Annotated in this window: 14 protein-coding genes and 1 pseudogene; 4 read left to right on the plus strand and 11 right to left on the minus strand. The window is 55.3% G+C overall.

Going from position 1 to position 17,221, the window contains the following annotated elements:
* Positions 1 to 628 precede the first annotated feature (628 nt).
* From ACR0CA_RS12520 to ACR0CA_RS12530, 3 genes are all read left to right on the plus strand, one after another.
* On the plus strand, positions 629 to 2,551 hold the full coding sequence (locus tag ACR0CA_RS12520) for a DUF3604 domain-containing protein (protein WP_480899332.1): 1,923 nt from the start codon (positions 629 to 631) through the stop codon (positions 2,549 to 2,551).
* A gap of 134 nt (positions 2,552 to 2,685) precedes the next feature.
* Entirely contained in the window at positions 2,686 to 3,540 is an 855-nt protein-coding gene (locus tag ACR0CA_RS12525) for a peptidyl-prolyl cis-trans isomerase (protein ID WP_480899334.1), read from the plus strand.
* Entirely contained in the window at positions 3,537 to 4,526 is a 990-nt protein-coding gene (locus ACR0CA_RS12530) for a HupE/UreJ family protein (protein WP_480899336.1), read from the plus strand. Before ACR0CA_RS12525 ends, ACR0CA_RS12530 begins: the two co-directional genes overlap by 4 nt.
* 127 nt (positions 4,527 to 4,653) lie before the next feature.
* Here the strand turns inward: ACR0CA_RS12530 and ACR0CA_RS12535 are convergent, their stop codons facing one another.
* From ACR0CA_RS12535 to ACR0CA_RS12565, 7 genes are all read right to left on the minus strand, one after another.
* Positions 4,654 to 6,165, minus strand: coding sequence for a mannitol dehydrogenase family protein (locus ACR0CA_RS12535; RefSeq protein ID WP_480899338.1), 1,512 nt, complete (start codon positions 6,163 to 6,165; stop codon positions 4,654 to 4,656).
* Positions 6,165 to 6,938, minus strand: a complete 774-nt coding sequence (locus tag ACR0CA_RS12540) for an L-iditol 2-dehydrogenase (RefSeq protein ID WP_170773717.1) — start codon at positions 6,936 to 6,938, stop codon at positions 6,165 to 6,167. Before ACR0CA_RS12540 ends, ACR0CA_RS12535 begins: the two co-directional genes overlap by 1 nt.
* Positions 6,935 to 7,939 carry an ABC transporter ATP-binding protein gene (locus ACR0CA_RS12545; protein ID WP_170773719.1) on the minus strand — a complete coding sequence of 335 codons (1,005 nt, stop codon included), beginning with the start codon at positions 7,937 to 7,939 and terminating at the stop codon, positions 6,935 to 6,937. The genes ACR0CA_RS12540 and ACR0CA_RS12545 overlap by 4 nt, the downstream gene beginning before the upstream one ends.
* Before the next feature lie 12 nt (positions 7,940 to 7,951).
* Positions 7,952 to 8,782 (minus strand): carbohydrate ABC transporter permease, encoded by an 831-nt coding sequence (locus ACR0CA_RS12550; RefSeq protein WP_480899340.1) that lies wholly within the window; start codon positions 8,780 to 8,782, stop codon positions 7,952 to 7,954.
* Between the two features lie 12 nt (positions 8,783 to 8,794).
* Complete coding sequence (locus ACR0CA_RS12555) at positions 8,795 to 9,661, minus strand: carbohydrate ABC transporter permease (RefSeq protein WP_170787021.1); 867 nt, start codon at positions 9,659 to 9,661, stop codon at positions 8,795 to 8,797.
* Positions 9,662 to 9,767: 106 nt separating this feature from the next.
* Positions 9,768 to 11,069: an ABC transporter substrate-binding protein gene (locus tag ACR0CA_RS12560; protein ID WP_480899342.1), complete on the minus strand. Its 1,302-nt coding sequence runs from the start codon at positions 11,067 to 11,069 to the stop codon at positions 9,768 to 9,770.
* Between the two features lie 95 nt (positions 11,070 to 11,164).
* Positions 11,165 to 12,190, minus strand: coding sequence for a LacI family DNA-binding transcriptional regulator (locus ACR0CA_RS12565; protein ID WP_170787019.1), 1,026 nt, complete (start codon positions 12,188 to 12,190; stop codon positions 11,165 to 11,167).
* Between the two features lie 121 nt (positions 12,191 to 12,311).
* Here ACR0CA_RS12565 and xylB point away from each other — a divergent pair, with 121 nt between their 5' ends.
* Positions 12,312 to 13,748, plus strand: coding sequence for a xylulokinase (xylB, locus tag ACR0CA_RS12570; RefSeq protein ID WP_480899344.1), 1,437 nt, complete (start codon positions 12,312 to 12,314; stop codon positions 13,746 to 13,748).
* Between the two features lie 140 nt (positions 13,749 to 13,888).
* On the opposite strand, the pseudogene ACR0CA_RS12575 reads toward xylB, so the two are convergent.
* The 4 genes and pseudogenes from ACR0CA_RS12575 to ACR0CA_RS12590 form a co-directional block, all read right to left on the minus strand.
* Positions 13,889 to 14,395, minus strand: a pseudogene (locus ACR0CA_RS12575) (trimethylamine methyltransferase family protein).
* Between the two features lie 93 nt (positions 14,396 to 14,488).
* Positions 14,489 to 15,292 carry an SDR family NAD(P)-dependent oxidoreductase gene (locus ACR0CA_RS12580; protein WP_480899346.1) on the minus strand — a complete coding sequence of 268 codons (804 nt, stop codon included), beginning with the start codon at positions 15,290 to 15,292 and terminating at the stop codon, positions 14,489 to 14,491.
* A 3-nt stretch (positions 15,293 to 15,295) separates the two neighbouring features.
* Positions 15,296 to 16,075: an SDR family NAD(P)-dependent oxidoreductase gene (locus ACR0CA_RS12585; protein ID WP_480899348.1), complete on the minus strand. Its 780-nt coding sequence runs from the start codon at positions 16,073 to 16,075 to the stop codon at positions 15,296 to 15,298.
* Positions 16,072 to 17,133 carry an LLM class flavin-dependent oxidoreductase gene (locus tag ACR0CA_RS12590; RefSeq protein ID WP_480505004.1) on the minus strand — a complete coding sequence of 354 codons (1,062 nt, stop codon included), beginning with the start codon at positions 17,131 to 17,133 and terminating at the stop codon, positions 16,072 to 16,074. The genes ACR0CA_RS12585 and ACR0CA_RS12590 overlap by 4 nt, the downstream gene beginning before the upstream one ends.
* Between the last annotated feature and the right edge of the window lie 88 nt (positions 17,134 to 17,221).

Here is a 17,221-nt window from a genome sequence, read left to right on the forward strand (position 1 = left end):
TGTTAACTTAACCCGTCAAATGACCGGTGGCTCATTTGTCCAACAGTATGATCAGTTTCTTGTTTAATGAAGACTACCGTTTTGTAAGAGGTCAAGGGCTTCATTGGCTCTCTTGACGTGTTACTGGATGCAAAGTCGGATTCAAGCGAACCGCTTCAACTGTTCCCAATGTGGTCGATGATTTGGAACTCTACCTATGCCATCGCACCGACGAAAGAACTCTTCTCCCATAAACTGCAGCCATTTACGGTCGTTTGTCATGTAATGTCGTGCTGCGATTGACGCTTAATCACGTGAGAGTCGATTCTCAGATAAACTCCAAATTGTCAGTAGGAAGCTTTCTCGGGCGTCAAGAACGAGATGACCGTCCAGTCTGTTTTAAGGAAATCGACCAGCAACGTTCCAACCATATAGATTGGTAGGATAAAGACCTTATTTTATTGGCAAACTGTCATTTGAACGATGTTAGGAAAGGGGTCTTTGGCCTGTCTCATTTCTAGCACCGTCACAACGAAACAAGAATCTTTCCGAAGAACAAAATCAATATGATATAAAGAAATTCGAATATTAGTCCGATGCGACGTAAATCACCGACGCTGCCGGGTAAAAATTGATTTGGGAGGTCACAATGTTTCGTATGCTTCTAAGCTTAACAGCTCTAGGATTGACGCCGGTTAGCGCCTTCGCCGATGCTGTCCCAAGTAAAGAGGCTGCCGAGGGCTTGTTCTCGGAGCAACCCTATTCTCCATATGCCAACAGATCCTTCCCGGAACGCCCTTTATGGGGGGACACTCACCTTCATACGGGACTTTCATTGGACGCCGGAGCCTTTGGCAACACTCTGCTGCCGGACGAAGCCTGGCGCTTTGCCAAAGGTGAGCAAGTCATTTCTTCGACGGGCCAGCCCGTCAGACTGGCCCGGCCTTTGGATTGGATGGTTCTTACGGACCACACAGACTTGATGGGATTCGCTCCTGATCTGCAGGCAGGCAAACCCGGTGTTCTCGCCGATCCAAAAGGATTGGAGTGGTACAAAGGTTACAAAGCGGGTGGAGAAGAAGCTGGCAAGGCTGCATTCGACATTATAACCAACTTCTCACAGATGACTCTGCCGGAAGTTTTGCTTGAATCATACAGCCCGGGCGCTGATGCTTTTGCCTTTACTTGGGAAAATATCGTTCTGGCGGCTGAACGACACAACGACCCTGGCAATTTCACCGCTTTCATTGGGTTCGAGTGGACGTCGGTTCCGAAAGGCTTCAACCTGCACCGGAACGTTATGCTGCGCGATGGGCCTATCAGGGCGCTTCAAATGGTACCTCCGGTCACGCAACCCCCTTATGGTGATACAGATCCAAAGGCGCTTTATGCTTGGCTTGAAGAGTATCAGCAGAAAACAGGCGGGCGCGCGGTTGCATTCGCTCATAATGGCAACTTGTCAAATGGATGGATGTTCCCAACCGAAGACACCTATCACGGTGGAAAGGTTGACGAAGAATACGTCGCTGCCCGCGCTAAATGGGAGCCGCATTATGAGGTCACTCAGATCAAGGGCGACGGCGAAGCGCATCCCTTCTTGAGCCCTGATGATGAATTTGCGGATTACGAAAACTGGGATGTCGGCAATCTTGATATCTCTGAACTTAAAACCGACGACATGCTGGCTGGTGAATACGCGCGCGAGGCATTGAAGCGCGGCTTGATGTTGGAAGAAAAGTTCGGCGTGAACCCCTATAAGTTCGGCATGGGCGGCGCGACGGACAGCCATACATCTCTGGCGACAGCCGAAGAAGATAACTTCTTCGGAAAATCCGTCAGCGTTGAGCCTTCGGCCACAAGGATCAAGCATCCTTTCATAGCCAATGATCTTGGCGAAATTCCCGGCGACCTCCTCGTCGCGTCCGGCTACACGGCCGTTTGGGCGACTGAAAATACGCGCGCGGCGATTTTCGATGCATTCAAGCGGCGCGAAACCTACGCGACCACGGGGCCACGGATTGGTCTGCGCTTCTTTGGTGGATGGGATTTCAATGACGCCGATGTTGAAACCCGGTTCATTGCAAATGTTGGCTACACGAAGGGCGTTCCAATGGGTTCCGACATGCGCCCTAATGAGGGCGACGGAGCACCCTCATTCCTGATCGCTGCATTACGCGACCCGGTTGGGGCCAATCTGGATCGTGTGCAGGTGATTAAGGGATGGCTGGACTCCGAAGGTGCTTTGCAGGAGAAGGTCTACGATGTGGCATGGTCGGACGATCGAGTTGCTGATCAAAACGGCAAAATCCCTGCGGTTGGCAACACGGTGGATACCGAAACCGCAAGTTGGACCAACACAATCGGGACCGCCGAACTTGTAACCGTTTGGTCTGATCCTGATTTCGATCCAAATGCGCGCGCATTCTACTACGTACGTGCGCTCGAAATCCCGACGCCACGTTGGATACTGTACGACAAATTGAGGTTTGGTGCCGAGCTACCAGAGGATGCGGTGCTTACGCATCAGGAACGCGCGTACTCTTCGCCGATTTGGTATACACCGGCAGAGTGACGTTTCTTCGCACGCGTTTGAAGAATGAGGCAGCAACCTTTGCCGCGTTGCTCTCACCTGAGCTGCAAAACGTCGTGGGCTACGATTCCTTGGAAAATTTAACTGACTGAAGCCAGCATAAAACATATCGCCGGATGGCGTTTCACGCAGGAGCCTTCATGCGAATAGTGAAAGAACCTCTATTCCATTTCTTCTTGATCGGAGCTGCCATATTCATTTGGTTTCACATTGTTTCTCCGAATGACGAGTTGATCGCAGATCCAGAGGCCATAGCAATAAGCGAAAGCGATGCCGCGCGGTTAGCTGAACAGTTCGCAGCCAGGTGGAAACGTCGGCCCAGCAATGCCGAGCTTCAGGCTTTGGTCGATGCATCCATCCGCGAAGAGGTTCTGGTTAGGGAAGCGAGAAAGCTTGGTCTGGATCGCGGGGATAGCGTGATCAGATCGCGTCTGAGCCAAAAGATGGACTTTCTGACCGAAGCGATGGCCACGTCAGTTGTACCAGAAGACAAAGATCTAGAAGTTTTCCTCCAGCAAAATCTGGACCGCTACGCGACACCAAAAAAGATTGCCTTCACTCAGGTTTTTCTTGGTGAAAAGCCAAGTGACGCCGACATTGAAAGGGCATTGTCCGCGTTGCGAGCGGAACAAGAGGTATCCGACTTGGACCGCGCGACATTGCTGCCTGCGTCGATGCCGCTGACCGCGACGCGGGTCATCGACTCCGTCTTCGGAACCGGATTCTCCGATGTTTTCGTCAATCTCGAAGAAGGTCGATGGGTGGGGCCAATCCAATCAGGCTACGGGGTCCACCTGGTACAGCTGCTGAAGATCGAGCCAAGCCGGATACCTCCATTGCCAGATATCTACGATGAAGTGCTGCGGGATTGGCGCCGCGTCATGAGCGAAGATCTGGCGCAAGCGCAATATGAGGCTCTTGCCGACAATTATGAGATCATTGCACCCAATTTCACAGGTCAGGCCAAATGAAATTCATACTTGGCCTATTGTATGCTCTGCTGTTTGCCTGGTCTGCCGGCAATGCAGCCGCACATGCGCTTGATCCGGGATATCTAGAAATTCGTCAAATCTCACCGGATGCCTGGAGTGTTCATTGGCGTAAGCCAGACGTGAACGGTCAGCCAATGGCGATCGACGTGGTGCTGCCGGATAGCTGTACGCCTGCCAGCGGACCTGATCCAATGTCCGATGGGCGAGCATGGGTTTCTAGCTGGATTGTGGAGTGCCGCGCGGATGTCGCGGGTCAATCCATTACAATCGAAGGGCTGGAGACCCAAAAAAACGATGTATTGTTCAGTTGGCATCCCCTTCAGGCCGACTCTGCTACACTCCGTTTCACCTCAGATATTACTGTCCAGAAAATACCTTATGAACAGACGGCATGGTCTGTTTTCATCGCGTATTTTCAGTTGGGTTTTGAACATATTCTGGAAGGCTGGGACCATCTGTTATTTGTCTTCGCGCTGTTTATTCTAGTTCGCGATCCCTGGAGGCTGGTGGGAGCCGTAACAGCCTTTACGCTTGCCCATTCGATTACACTGGCATTGGCAACACTCGGAGTTTTAAATGTTCCCGGGCCACCGGTCGAAGCCGTTATCGCGCTTTCCATCGTTTTTTTGGCGATGGAGATTGTAAAGGGCGGCGAAGGTCGGTTCCGACTTTCAAAACAGAAACCCTGGATCGTATGTTTCGGGTTTGGGCTTTTGCATGGGCTTGGATTTGCAGGCGCTTTGGCCGAGATAGGGCTTCCCTCTAACGACATTCCTGAAGCCTTGCTTGCATTCAACCTTGGCGTCGAGGCCGGACAACTAAGTTTTGTCGGGGCTTTGGCTGTTCTGGTTTTGGTTTGGCGGCTCACAGCACTTCCGATCAGCCAAACCGCAACGCTTGTTACCGCTTATGGCATTGGTTCAGTGTCGATGTATTGGCTCATTGAACGAGTTAGTGGTTTTTAGATCGTGATGACGTTCCAAAGTTCGCTGTACCAGTATCGTTCGTTAGATTCTGTGTTGGAGAGGACAATGCCGTTCTAAGTGCGAAGATGAAGTTGCGCCGCGGCTGCTTGATTGGAGTTGTGGGAAGCTAATGGGATAAAGAGTTGTGAGAGACAAATTCGGCTAGAACCGCTTTGCTCCCATTTTTCCAGATCTCGTTTAACCACCGAGCAAAAGCAGCCACAAACTGCGTGTTATGGTCAAAATCGCCACAATACAGGTCCTGTTCAAGCCAAAGTCCGGGATCAATTTTGGCCGCCAGCGCCGTTTTTCTCAGATTTTCCCAAACAGGATCGTTAGGGGCGATTTCTGAGCCATCCTCGCGAACCCCTGCGCACATTCTGCACCAAAAAGCTTCTGCTAGAGCAAGCCCGTTTATGGAAGAGCGCGAAGCAATTGCATCGCGTATCGAGGGCAGCACAAACCCAGGGTGTCGCGCTGATCCGTCGAACGCGACCCGGCGCGTTGTGTCGTGAATTGCAGTGTTCTCAAACCGACGTTCAACCAACCCAAGGTACTCTTGCGGGGTCGTTCCTGGAACAGCGTCAACATGGGGTAGAATTTCTTCGATTTGGACTTTTTCAAAAAAAGCCAATATGTCAGGGTCTTGCATACAAGCAGAAATTGTCGGGACGTTTAGTATCTCTCCAACATTGGCGAGCAGTTGGTGGCCTCCGTTCAATATGCGCAGCTTCTGCGCCTCATATCCGTGAACATCCTCGGTTAAGGTGGCTCCAACTTGTTCAAGTGATGGTCGTCCGGCACAGAAGTTATCCTCGATGACCCATTGGCGAAAGTTCTCGTGTGAAACCGGGGCGCGGTCATCAATACCAAGTGCGTTGCATTGTGAAATCACCTGATCACTCGTTGCTGGCACGATGCAATCCACCATCGAATTGGGAAATGCGCCGTTCCGGTCGATCCAATCGGCAAGATCAGGGTCCGACAGGCGCGCTAACCCAACGATACAGTTTCGAAGGATAGTGCCGTTGCCCTGCAGGTTATCACAGCTTAGCGCGGTGAAGGGGGTCAAGCCATTTGCACGACGTATCCCGAGCGCTGCAACAATGGCGCCGAAAGCGGTGCGGGGGTGATTTGGGTTTGCCGCATCGTGGAGAATATCATCGTGATCCGTGTCGAAAGCGCCGGTGTTGGCATCCAGAAAATAGCCGCCCTCAGTTACAGTTAAAGATACAATTCGGATAGACGGATCAGCCATCCCGCGGATCAATGCAGCGTTGCCAGCCTCAATCGGTAGATAGTCGATCATCGGGCCTATGACCTCTGCGGATATTCCTTGTGGATCCAGCTCAATCAACGTGGTCAGGCAATCTTGCGCCAGCAACTTCTGGCGCATCCCGGCGTCATAGCTGCGTACTCCTGCTCCTATAATGGCCCAATCGCGGGCCTGGTCCTGCTGCATAAGCTTATGAATGTACCAAGCCTGATGAGCGCGGTGGAAATTTCCAAGGCCGATGTGAACGATACCGGGCGTCAAGTCCGAGGGTTGATAAGCAGGGGTTCTGACGGTTGCTGGCAAGTCTGCCAGCCTGTCTCGCCGCAGCTGGATCGGAGGGGTTGCGTGTGCCACAGGGTTCATCAGCTCATCCAATTTCCGCCATCGACATTATAGGTTTGTGCAACGATGTATTTTGCCTCGTCAGAGGCGAGAAACACGGCCATGCCGGTCAGGTCTTCGGCCCGGCCCATGCGACCATAGGGTACGCCAGCGGCCACTTCGCGTTTCTTCTGTCCGAGGGGTTTTCCTTCGTGTCTGGCAAAGAACGCATCTACACCGTCCCAGTGTTCGCCATCCACCACACCCGGAGCTATCGCGTTTACATTTATCCCATGTGGGATCAGGTTCAGGCCTGCAGACTGGGTCAAGGATATGATCGCGGCCTTGCTGGCGCAGTACACGGCAACCAGAGACTCTCCACGCCGCCCAGCTTGCGATGCCATGTTGATGATCCGACCTTTAGTACCATGGGCGATCATATGGCGGGCGACGGCCTGCATGGTGAACAAGGCACCGGCAACGTTGATGTCGAAGACACGCTCATAGTCGGCACGATCAATTTCAACAATCGGAGCGGCAGTGAAGATCGCTGCGTTGTTGATCAATATGTCGATCGGCCCGAAATGTGCCGTCGTGCGGGCGATGGCGTTGTCGATGCTCGGCTGGTTTGTCACGTCCATTTCCACGGCAAGAGCAGATGCGCCGATCTCAGTCGCGGCTTGTTGCGCGCGCTGGATGCCGATATCGGCTATGGCGACACGGGCTCCCTCCGCAACATAGGCCTTTGCAAAGGCCAGCCCTATGCCGCGCGCGGCCCCAGTAATCAGGGCGGTTTTACCAGCCAGACGTGTCATCCGATCCGCAAGCCTTTCGCGTCGAACCGGTGGATCACATCAGCGCGCGGTGTCAGGTGAACGCGGTCGCCATGGCGGAAACCCACCTCGCCATCCGCGCGGACAGTGATTGTGTCGGCCAGCCCGGTTTCGTGGACATGGAAAAATGTATCCGAGCCCAGATGTTCAGAAACGCTCACCACCCCGGACCAGTCTCCTTCGGTGTCTGAGACTGTGATATGTTCAGGCCTTATTCCGATGGTCTGAGCACCGTATTTCGCGGCCTCTTCGCCCTCGATGAAGTTCATTTTGGGGGAGCCAATGAAACCCGCAACGAACAGGTTTCGAGGTGTCCGGTATAATTCCAGCGGACTGCCGACCTGTTCGATTACTCCGGCCTGAAGGACGACGATCTTGTCGGCCATCGTCATGGCTTCGACCTGATCATGGGTCACGTAGATCATGGTGGTCGCGAGGCGTTCGTGTAATTCGCTGATCTCTAGCCGCATGCCGACCCGCAGCGCCGCGTCGAGGTTCGACAAAGGTTCGTCGAACAGAAATGCCGCTGGTTCGCGCACAATCGCGCGCCCGATGGCAACCCGCTGGCGTTGGCCGCCCGATAGTTGTCCTGGACGGCGGTCCAGATAATCGGTCAGGTTCAGGACGCTTGCCGCGCCTTCGACGCGCTTGTCGATCTCGGCCTGATCCAGTTTCGCCATACGAAGGGGAAAGGCGATGTTCTTGCGCACGGTCATATGGGGATACAGAGCATATGACTGAAACACCATCGCCAGCCCTCGTTTCGCGGGCGGGACATCGGTGGCGTCCGCGCCGTCAATGTCGATAGAGCCCGAGGTGATATCTTCCAATCCAGCGATCAGACGTAAAAGGGTGGATTTACCGCAGCCCGAGGGGCCAACGAAGACGGTGAACTCGCCATCTTCGATGGTCAGGTCCAGCGGCGGAATGACCTGCACATCGCCAAAGCTTTTGGTCACGGACTTGAGTTGAATACGTCCCATGTGTCGTGTTCCTTATTTCACAGCGCCGAAGGTCAGGCCGCGGACAAGTTGTTTTTGGCTAAACCAGCCAAGGATCAGAATTGGAGCGATGGCCATGGTCGAGGCAGCGCTAAGCTTGGCAAAGAACAGGCCCTCGGGGCTGGAATAGCTGGCGATGAAGGCCGTCAGCGGGGCCGCGTCGACAGCGGTCAGGTTGAGGGTCCAGAATGCCTCGTTCCAGGCCAGGATGAAGTTCAGCAAAACGGTTGAGGCGATGCCGGGGATGGCCATGGGGGTCAGGACGTAGAGGATTTCCTCTTTCAGCGTTGCGCCGTCCATCCGCGCGGCCTCCAGAATTTCGCCGGGGATTTCGCGGAAGTAAGTGTATAGCATCCAGACGATGATGGGCAGGTTGATCAGCATCAGGACAACCACCAGCCCTCCGCGTGTGTCCAGCAGGCCCAGACGGATAAACAGCAGGTAAATCGGGTAGAGCACGCCAACGGCAGGTAACATCTTGGTGGACAGCATCCACAGCAGAATGTCCTTGGTGCGCTTGGACGGCACAAAGGCCATGGCCCATGCTGCGGGTACCGCGATGATGACACCCAGAACAGTCGAGCCACCGGCGATAACGACCGAATTCCACAAGAACCGCATATAGTCCGAGCGTTCCTGCACGATGGCGTAGTTTTCCAACGTCCAGTTGAAGTTCAAGAACAGCGGTGGGCTGGCGATCGCCTGTGCCTCGGTCTTGAAGCTGGTCAGGATGGTCCACAGGATCGGGAAAAAGATCAGCAAGCCAACGGCCCAAGCGAGGGCGGTATTCAGCGATTTGCGGCGGGTTGTGACAGCGCGGGCCATAGTCTTACCTCCTCACGCGTCCAGGTTCTTGCCGACGATGCGCATCAGGAAGATGGCAACGATGTTGGCTAAGATGATTGCATAGACACCTCCGGCTGATCCAAGGCCAACATTTTGGCTTTCCAGCACCCGCTGGAAGATCAGGTAGGTAAGAGTGCGCGTGCCGAACGCGCCGCCGGTGGTCACGAAAATCTCGGCGAAGATCGACAGAAGAAAGATTGTCTGGATCAGGATCACAATGGTAATCGCGCGGCTCAGATGCGGCAGAATGATGTGGTAGAAGCGCTTCAGAACGGGGGCACCATCCATCTCGGCCGCTTCCAGCTGTTCACTATCCAGCGATTGGATCGCAGTCAGCAGGATGAGCGTCGCAAAGGGCAGCCACTGCCAAGACACGATCATGATAATCGAGGTCATAGACGCCTCGGACAACCATGAGATCGGCTCGGCCCCGAAAAAGCGCCACAGATGGGCCAACAGGCCGTTGACCGGGTCCATGAACATGTTCTTCCAGACCAGCGCAGACACTGTGGGCATGACGAAGAAGGGCGCGATCACCAGAATGCGGACAACACCTTGCCCCCACATCGGCTGATCTAGCAGCATCGCCAGCAGAATGCCTAGGACGACGGTGATAACCAGCACCCCCCCGACGATCACAAGGGTGGCTTGAACGGCTGGCCAGAAAGAGCTGGACGATACGAACCGGATGTAGTTGTCGAACCCGACCCAGCCCAAATCCCCACCGCGCAGCGGCAGGTATTTCTTGAAAGAAAAGTACAGCGTCATCGTCAGCGGCACGAGCATCCAGCCAAGCAGCAGGACCACTGCGGGTGCCATCATCAGGCGAGCAACGGATCGGGAATGTTGGGTAGCCATGACGCAAAACCTCTCTGTTCAGGCATAACTCAGCCTGCGAGAAAAACGCGAATTGTGGAAGGGTAGGGCGGGGGGCAGATTACTGCCCGCCCGCGGGGAGAAAACCTCAGTACCCTGCGGCTTCCATTTCTTCGGCGGTGAAGGCCTGCGCTTTGGCAAGGGCTTCTTCAACCGTTTGCTGTCCGGCATAGACTGCCGAGAACTCTTGGCTGACCTGGGTCGCGATGCCTGCGAATTCCGGGATCGCAGCGAACTGGATACCAACATATGGAACCGGCTTGACCGTTGGGTTGTTCGGATCAGCGGACAGGATTGAGTCCAGCGTCATCTTGGCAAACGGGACCTTCTGATATTCCGGATTCTCATACAAAGAGGTGCGCGCACCCGGCGGAACATTTGCCCAACCTTCGTTTTCGGCAACCAGCTCAATGTAGTCTTTGGACGTTGCCCATTCGATGAACTGTTTGGCTGCGTCTTCCTGCTGTGTGCCGGCCGGAATAGCCAATGCCCAAGCCCAAAGCCAATTGGAGCGCTTGCCCAATCCGGTGTCAGGTGCCAGTGCAAAACCAACGCTATCCGCTACGGTCGAGTCTGTGGGGTTGGTCACAAATGACGCCGCAACGGTCGCGTCGATCCACATGCCGCATTTGCCCTGCTGGAAAAGGGACAAGTTCTCGTTGAACCCGTTTGTGGCATAGCCTGCGGGACCAGATTCCGACATCATTTCAACGTAGAAGTTCAGCGTATCGGCCCATTCTGGCTGGTCGAACTGAGGCTTCCAGTCTTCGTCAAACCAGCGCGCGCCAAATGAGTTGGACATCGCAGTAATGAACGCGCCGCCTTCACCCCAACCGGCTTTGCCGCGCAGGCAGATACCGTTAATGTCAGCGTCACGGTCGGTCATGGCCGCCGCGGCCTCTTTGATGAATTGCCAGCTTGGCGCTTCGGGCATTTCCATGCCTGCTTTTTCCATCAGGTCGGTGCGATACATGATCATCGAGCTTTCGCCATAGAACGGTGCCGCATAGAGCGTTCCTTCATGGCTCAGACCACCCGACATCGCGGGCAGGATGTCATCGACATCATAGTCTTCGGACAGACCATCCAGCGGAACCAGCCAGCCGTTCGCACCCCAGATCGGGGTCTCGTACATACCGATCGTCATGATGTCGAACTGACCACCCTTGGTGGTGATGTCGGTGGTCACGCGCTGGCGCAAAACATTCTCTTCCAGCGTCACCCATTCGACTTCAACGCCCGTCGCTTCGGTGAATTTGTCGGTATAACCCTGCATCCGGATCATGTCGCCGTTGTTCACGGTTGCGATCGTTATGGATTGTGCGTGGGCCGCTGCCGTTGCGACGAATGTTAGCGCAGTCGCCGCACGAAGTGCGTGTTTCAAGTACATCCCTGTCCTCCCTGAGCTTGGATGCTGTGCAGAGAGCCTAGTTCAGGATTTGTCGCGCCGTCAATAAAAACTTTACGCGCGTTAATTTTAGATCGTCATGCAGATTCCCTCAGCACCAATCGCGCAGGGAAGAGAGTTTCTGTTCGGCTCTCGAATTTCCCACCGTTTTCAATGAGTTCGAAAAGTGTTTCAACACTTCGCGCGGCCACATTGTCATAGTCATGCGCGGCGGTCGTCAGTGACGGGCAGGTGAATTTTGCAAACGGATGATCGTCGTTCGACGCCACCCGCAGTGTACAATCGTCTTTCCTGCCAACGCGAATCCCCTGTTCGAAACACGCCGCCAGAAAGCCGATGGCCAATCGGTCATTGCTACACAGAACTGAATCCGTGCGCAGCTTGCGTTCATCCAAAGCCTTGAGCGCACCCTTTCGGCCAATCTCTTCAAAGGCCCAACCTGTGCCTTCGATTTTGATCACATGCGGCTCAAAACCCAGCCGATCCATTACGTCGACATAAGCCTTGCGTCGCTTGTTGGCATTGGGGTTCGCAGGTGTCCGCATTTCGAAAAACGAAGGCGGCTCGCCGGTGCGAGTCATGTATTCTACGGTCTGGGACACAAAGCTGAAATTATCGGACCCGATAAACGCTGCGCCCAATCCATCGAGGTTACTGTCGAACAGAACCGTTGGCACACTGGCGCAGAATTTCTCAATAGCGGACTTGTCTGAGATACGTCCCAAAGGCGCCAACAAAACGCCCGCGGGTTTCAAGGATTGTAAGCCGTCCAGGATTTCGTTTTCCAGTTTTTGTTCGCCATGAGAGCTAAACAGAAACGGGCGGTACCCGGCTGCGATACAGCTTTGTTCTAGATACCGCGCGATTTCAGCGAAAAACGGATCGGCCAGGTAGGGCACGACGATGCCGATATTCTTGGTCAGCTTGCGGTTCTGGTTCACAGCATAGATGTTCGGGCGATAGTCGAACTGTTCCAGCGCTTCTTCTATGCGTGCCCGTGTAGTTGGGCGAACGCTGTCTGGGTCGTGAAAGTACTTGGACACCGTGGGGCGCGAGATCCCGCTGAGGGCTGCGAACTCTTCCATATTCTTTATCTTGGTCATGCCAGTCTGCCTGCGTATCTCAGCCGCCTTGATCTTATCCTATTTTTACATATTCTTTGCGCGCGCTAAAAAGATCAATAGCAAGACAAGTTCCGGACTTTTGTGCAGGTAAGGGGTTTGAATGTATCTCGGGATCGATATCGGTACGTCAGCGGTCAAGCTTGTCTGCGCGGATTCCAGCCGAATTCTTTCAACGTCTTCGGTGAGTATAAAGACTTCCTCTCCTAAACCCGGTTGGTCAGAGCAGCACCCGGATCTTTGGTGGCAGGCGACACGCGACGCCTTAGGCCAAATTTCTGGGCAAGTTACGCTGTCGGAGGTGAAGTGCATCGGGTTGTCAGGTCAGATGCACGGGGCCGTTTTGCTGAGCCGCGATCTGCGCCCAATCCGCCCGGCAATCCTGTGGAATGACAGCCGGGCGGCGCGGGAATGCGACGATCTGCGACAGGCCTTGCCGCAGATTGGTAAAATCGCTGGGGTCCTTCCTTTGCCGGGTTTCACCGCACCTAAGGTTACATGGCTAAAACAGCATGAGCCAAAGCACTATGCCCAACTGGGCCACATCCTGCTTCCCAAGGACTACATCGGTTTACGGCTGCATGGCGAATTGGGAACTGATACGTCCGATGCCGCCGGGACAATGTGGCTCGATCAGGCGTCGCGTGGCTGGCACGCCGGTATCGCCGAAGCCACAGATGTAGCTTTGGATTGGCTGCCGCAGGTATACGATGGTCATAGTGTCGTCGGGTCTGTGACACCACAAGCGGCGACCGAGACCGGCTTGAAACCCGGCACGCCAGTCGTTGCCGGAGGTGGAGATGCAGCAACCGGGGCGGTGTCTTTGGGCGCCACCGAACCGGGCCGGGGATTTGTCTCTTTGGGGACTTCTGGACAGCTGTTTGTGGCAGATCGAAGCTACAAGCCAAACCCTGAACGCTATGTGCATGCTTTTGCGCACACACTGTCCGACCGATGGTACCAAATGGCGGCGATGCTGAACGGCGCGCGACCAATTTCCTGGATAGGTGGCCAATTGCGGCTTTCCGAAGCCGAAGTTGTCGCGCTTGCCGAAACGGTCAGCGGGGACCGTGTGCCAATTTTTCTGCCTTATCTGACGGGAGAACGCAGCCCTCACGGCGATCCGCATATCCGAGCCTGTTTCTTTGGCCTGGAGGATTCCACAACGCGCGCAGACATCTGCCGTTCCGTGGTGGAGGCGATTGCTTTCTGCTTTGCCGATGCGGCGCAGAGTTTCGGTGACACTATAGAAGAATTGCCAGAGCTCGCAGCGATAGGAGGAGGCAGCAAATCAGATCTTCTGTTGAGGTTGATCGCGACTGTGACCGGAAAGCCAATTGTGCGATCGGCCGGAGCTGATGCCGGTCCGGCTTATGGTGCAGCTCGGTTGGCAGCTTGTGGTGATGGGGCTTTGGATATAGCTGATCTTGCGCTTCAGCCACCAACATCGGACAGGTTCGAGCCCGCAGATATGCCACTATTGTTCAAGCGGTTGGCGAGGTTTCGGAAGCTTTATCAGGCAGTCAGTTTGGCGGAATAGGAGCCGTGTACTGTCACCAAAAACTCGGCTAACTGCCTGCGCTGCGGTGGGCTCGTTGCGATATCATCGAACAAGAAACGCATCAATGCGCAGGTAACTGATGTTCTCATTCCCGACGCGCAACATAGGCATCCAGTTCTTTACAAACGACGCCGTCCAAATAAGGCGCTGCGAAAAAGGTCCAATGTAAAACGGTCGCTGAGATAGCGCGCAACTGGTCCGACCCGCCGCATGGGCTGAAGCGCCTCATCGAACCGGTCTACTGATGTCCCGTCCGCATGTCGCGCCATCAACTGGTTTTGTGCGTACTTGGCGATGAACTTGCCATCGCAGATGGCCAGCCGACCCGTATCCCTGCCTCCGGAATGCAGCACCAGGTTTGGCCCCGAGACGTAAAGGTTGTAGCCGTTTCATAGCCCGATTGCGCGTCAAAAGGACTTCGGGGACACATGGTTAGAAGAGGTTCGCCAAGGCACGTCGAGTTTGCATGCAGGCTGACCGATTGCTGTCGTGATCAAAGCGACCTCGGGGATGCCTGTCATTAGTGTGCTGGATTTTTTCGAGATCGAGTCGGTATATTGCCCATACATCGCAGGGGTTCCGAAGCGGTAGTGCTGAAGATAGGCGATCGCGTCAGGGTCCAGCACTTCAAGCGGTTTCAAACACGCATGCAGCTGGCGCGAGGCGTGTCTGCACTGCTTTCTGGTTCAATACCCGTGTGGCGCGGCTTGATCGTCCCTCTACACGCGGCATGAAACGCCGCCGTCGACGGTAATTTCAGTGCCGGTGATATAGGACGCATCATCACTGGCCAGAAACACGGCGGCGTTGGCCACATCCCACGGGATGCCCACTCGGCCCAGCGGGATGCGTGCTGCGCGCTGCTTGTCCAGCGCATCCCAGTCAATTGCCTCGGGGTCTTCTGCATTCTGTTCGGTGATATCGCGCGCCATTGGTGTGTCGATAAAGCCCGGCAGAATCGCGTTTGCGCGGATTCCATGTGGTGCCATTTCCGCTGCCAGATTGCGGGTGAAGGAAATGATCGACCCTTTGGTGGCGTTATAGCCAATATAGGGCGTGCCCAGATAACGCAGCCCGGCGATCGAGGAAATGTTGGTCACAACTCCCCCCTTGCGATCCACAAAATGAGGCAGAACATGCTTTGTTGGCAGAAAGACCGCCTTCATGTTCACATGCACCAGCATGTCCCAATCCTCGACTGTGCTGTCCATGGCGCCGCCGGTTTTCAGGATTCCGACATTGTTTTGCAAAATGTCGATCTGGCCGAATTCGAACAGGCATTGAGCAATTGATGATTGAACCTGATCTTCCTGCGTGACATCGGCGGCCAGCGCAACGGCGCGGCCCCCTTCGGCACGGATCAGTTTGCAGGTTTCCTCAGCCGCGGCCAGATGCAAATCCAGGGCACAGATCCGTGCGCCTTCCTGCGCGAGACGAATGGCGGTGGCTTTGCCGTTGCCCATGCCACCCTTCATGGATCCCGCACCCGTCACCAGGGCGACTTTTCCTTCCAACCGTTTCATCAGTCATCCCTCATTGGATTGCAAAAAGGCATTCATACCGCCGTCAACGGCGATCAATTGCCCGTTGATGTAAGAGGCGGCCTCGGACATCAGAAAAGCCACAGGTGCCGCGATTTCCGCTGGATCCGCCCACCGCGCTGCTGGTGTCCGGTTTTCAATTCGGCGCACGAAACCTTCGTCGCCCAGGATTTTACGGTTCATCTCGGTCAGGACATAGCCGGGTGCAATGGCGTTGGCGCAGATGCCGTCCGTACCGAAATCCGCCGCTAGCGACCGAGTCAAACCTGCGACGGCCGCTTTGGACGAGGCATAATTGCCGACCCCCGGTCGCGGATGTGTGGCGGCAATGGACGAGATCGAAACGATCCGCCCTCGCTGAGGCCCTTGATTGGCACGCATCACTCGGCCCGCTTCACGCGCCAGTACAAAGGGTGCAAAGACATGCAGATCATAGATCGAGCGGTAGTCACCAACCGTCTGGTCCAGTACGTGCCCGTGATTGGTGATTCCGGCATTGTTAATCAGACCCCAGATCGGGTCGATACCCTGCACCCAATCGGTGCAGGCGTCGAAATCGGTTAGGTCAAAAGCGGCCGTTCGGACAGTTGCTCCATCCGCGCGTAAGCCGTCTGCTGTGGCTTCGAGGGCCTCGCCGTTTATGTCTTGTAGGCACAATTGCGCACCTTGCGCGGCGCAGGCATGTGCCATCGCCGCACCCAATCCGCGTGCGGCCCCGGTGATCAGAATGGTTTTGCCAGCCAGCGAGAAATTCGGCCCTCTCATGAGGCGAGGGCCGCCTTATCCGCCGCAAGCGCGGTATTCACCGCAGGCATGACCTGATCGCAGAACACCTCGAGCGAGCGCAGGGTGTTGGCAAAGGGGATCGAAGCAATCTGCATGAAGACGCTTAGATGCGTGATGCCAAACTCGCGCGCTTCGGCCACGAGACGTTGCGTGATGTCTTCGGCATCGCCAATGATGGCGCGCTGCAGAACCGTGTCGATATCCGGTTCGTTGTCGAAGGGTACGATCTTGAGGTCCGCGCCCTCCATCAGCGGTTCGGCGCGGCGCATGTTGTTGGCCATGCGGGCATGGATCAGCACCTGCTCGGCTGCCGCACGGGCATCGTCTTTGTCCTGAGCGACATAGACATAGCGCTGCACCGCAAAGGGGAAATCATCCCCCGTCAGGCCGTTCTCGATGCGCGTTTCCTTGTACAACCGCCGCGCAGTGCCCACGATCGCGTTTGGTCCGATAGCCGGCGTGGTCAGCGTTTCGGCCCCGTAGTCGATCATCTTCTGGCGCATCTCTGGTGCGTTTCCGACGGCAAAGGTGCGGATACGATCTTGAACCGGAGCGATGGACAGGGCCGCGTCGCTGATCTGAATGTGGTCGCCCTGAAAGTCGATCACGCCGCCATAGACGCCCTGTTCGATGCAATCCCAGATTTCCAGCCCGCGCATCAGACGGTCGTCGATATCGAATCCGAATTTCTTAAATTCGCGGGGCTGATAGCCAGTGCCCAGACCTAGAACCAGACGGCCCTCGGTCAGTTGATCTGCTAGGCAGATATCTTCGACCAAACGCAAGGGTTCGTAGAAAGGCATCACCACCACCGCAGGGCCGACCTTGATCCGTTTGGTGTGGGCAGCCATGTTCGCGGCTGTCATCAGCGGCGAGGGCGAGATGCAATAGTTCGATAGGTGATGTTCGGCGAACCAGGCGACGTCAAAGCCTGCCTCATCCACCATTTTCGTCATGGTGCGCATCTGGTTGAACACATCCGCATGCGACGAGCCATCAACAGGCTTGGTCATCAGGTTGAACAACGAAAATTCCATGTCGTTGGGGCTCCGGTCTGGCTACATCACTTGGTCTGTGCAGTTTGTCGGAAAGCTGGCAAAGCACCAAATGTTGAATCCTTTACCA

The organism is Ruegeria sp. F12 (assembly GCF_056533885.1).

Excerpts from the sequence above, each read along its gene's own strand:
- ACR0CA_RS12520 (WP_480899332.1), top strand. The coding sequence starts at position 629 with ATGTTTCGTATGCTTCTAAGCTTAACAGCTCTAGGATTGACGCCGGTT.
- ACR0CA_RS12525 (WP_480899334.1), top strand. The coding sequence starts at position 2,686 with ATGGCGTTTCACGCAGGAGCCTTCATGCGAATAGTGAAAGAACCTCTA.
- ACR0CA_RS12530 (WP_480899336.1), top strand. The coding sequence starts at position 3,537 with ATGAAATTCATACTTGGCCTATTGTATGCTCTGCTGTTTGCCTGGTCT.
- ACR0CA_RS12535 (WP_480899338.1), bottom strand. The coding sequence starts at position 6,165 with ATGAACCCTGTGGCACACGCAACCCCTCCGATCCAGCTGCGGCGAGAC.
- ACR0CA_RS12540 (WP_170773717.1), bottom strand. The coding sequence starts at position 6,938 with ATGACACGTCTGGCTGGTAAAACCGCCCTGATTACTGGGGCCGCGCGC.
- ACR0CA_RS12545 (WP_170773719.1), bottom strand. The coding sequence starts at position 7,939 with ATGGGACGTATTCAACTCAAGTCCGTGACCAAAAGCTTTGGCGATGTG.
- ACR0CA_RS12550 (WP_480899340.1), bottom strand. The coding sequence starts at position 8,782 with ATGGCCCGCGCTGTCACAACCCGCCGCAAATCGCTGAATACCGCCCTC.
- ACR0CA_RS12555 (WP_170787021.1), bottom strand. The coding sequence starts at position 9,661 with ATGGCTACCCAACATTCCCGATCCGTTGCTCGCCTGATGATGGCACCC.
- ACR0CA_RS12560 (WP_480899342.1), bottom strand. The coding sequence starts at position 11,069 with ATGTACTTGAAACACGCACTTCGTGCGGCGACTGCGCTAACATTCGTC.
- ACR0CA_RS12565 (WP_170787019.1), bottom strand. The coding sequence starts at position 12,190 with ATGACCAAGATAAAGAATATGGAAGAGTTCGCAGCCCTCAGCGGGATC.
- xylB (WP_480899344.1), top strand. The coding sequence starts at position 12,312 with ATGTATCTCGGGATCGATATCGGTACGTCAGCGGTCAAGCTTGTCTGC.
- ACR0CA_RS12580 (WP_480899346.1), bottom strand. The coding sequence starts at position 15,292 with ATGAAACGGTTGGAAGGAAAAGTCGCCCTGGTGACGGGTGCGGGATCC.
- ACR0CA_RS12585 (WP_480899348.1), bottom strand. The coding sequence starts at position 16,075 with ATGAGAGGGCCGAATTTCTCGCTGGCTGGCAAAACCATTCTGATCACC.
- ACR0CA_RS12590 (WP_480505004.1), bottom strand. The coding sequence starts at position 17,133 with ATGGAATTTTCGTTGTTCAACCTGATGACCAAGCCTGTTGATGGCTCG.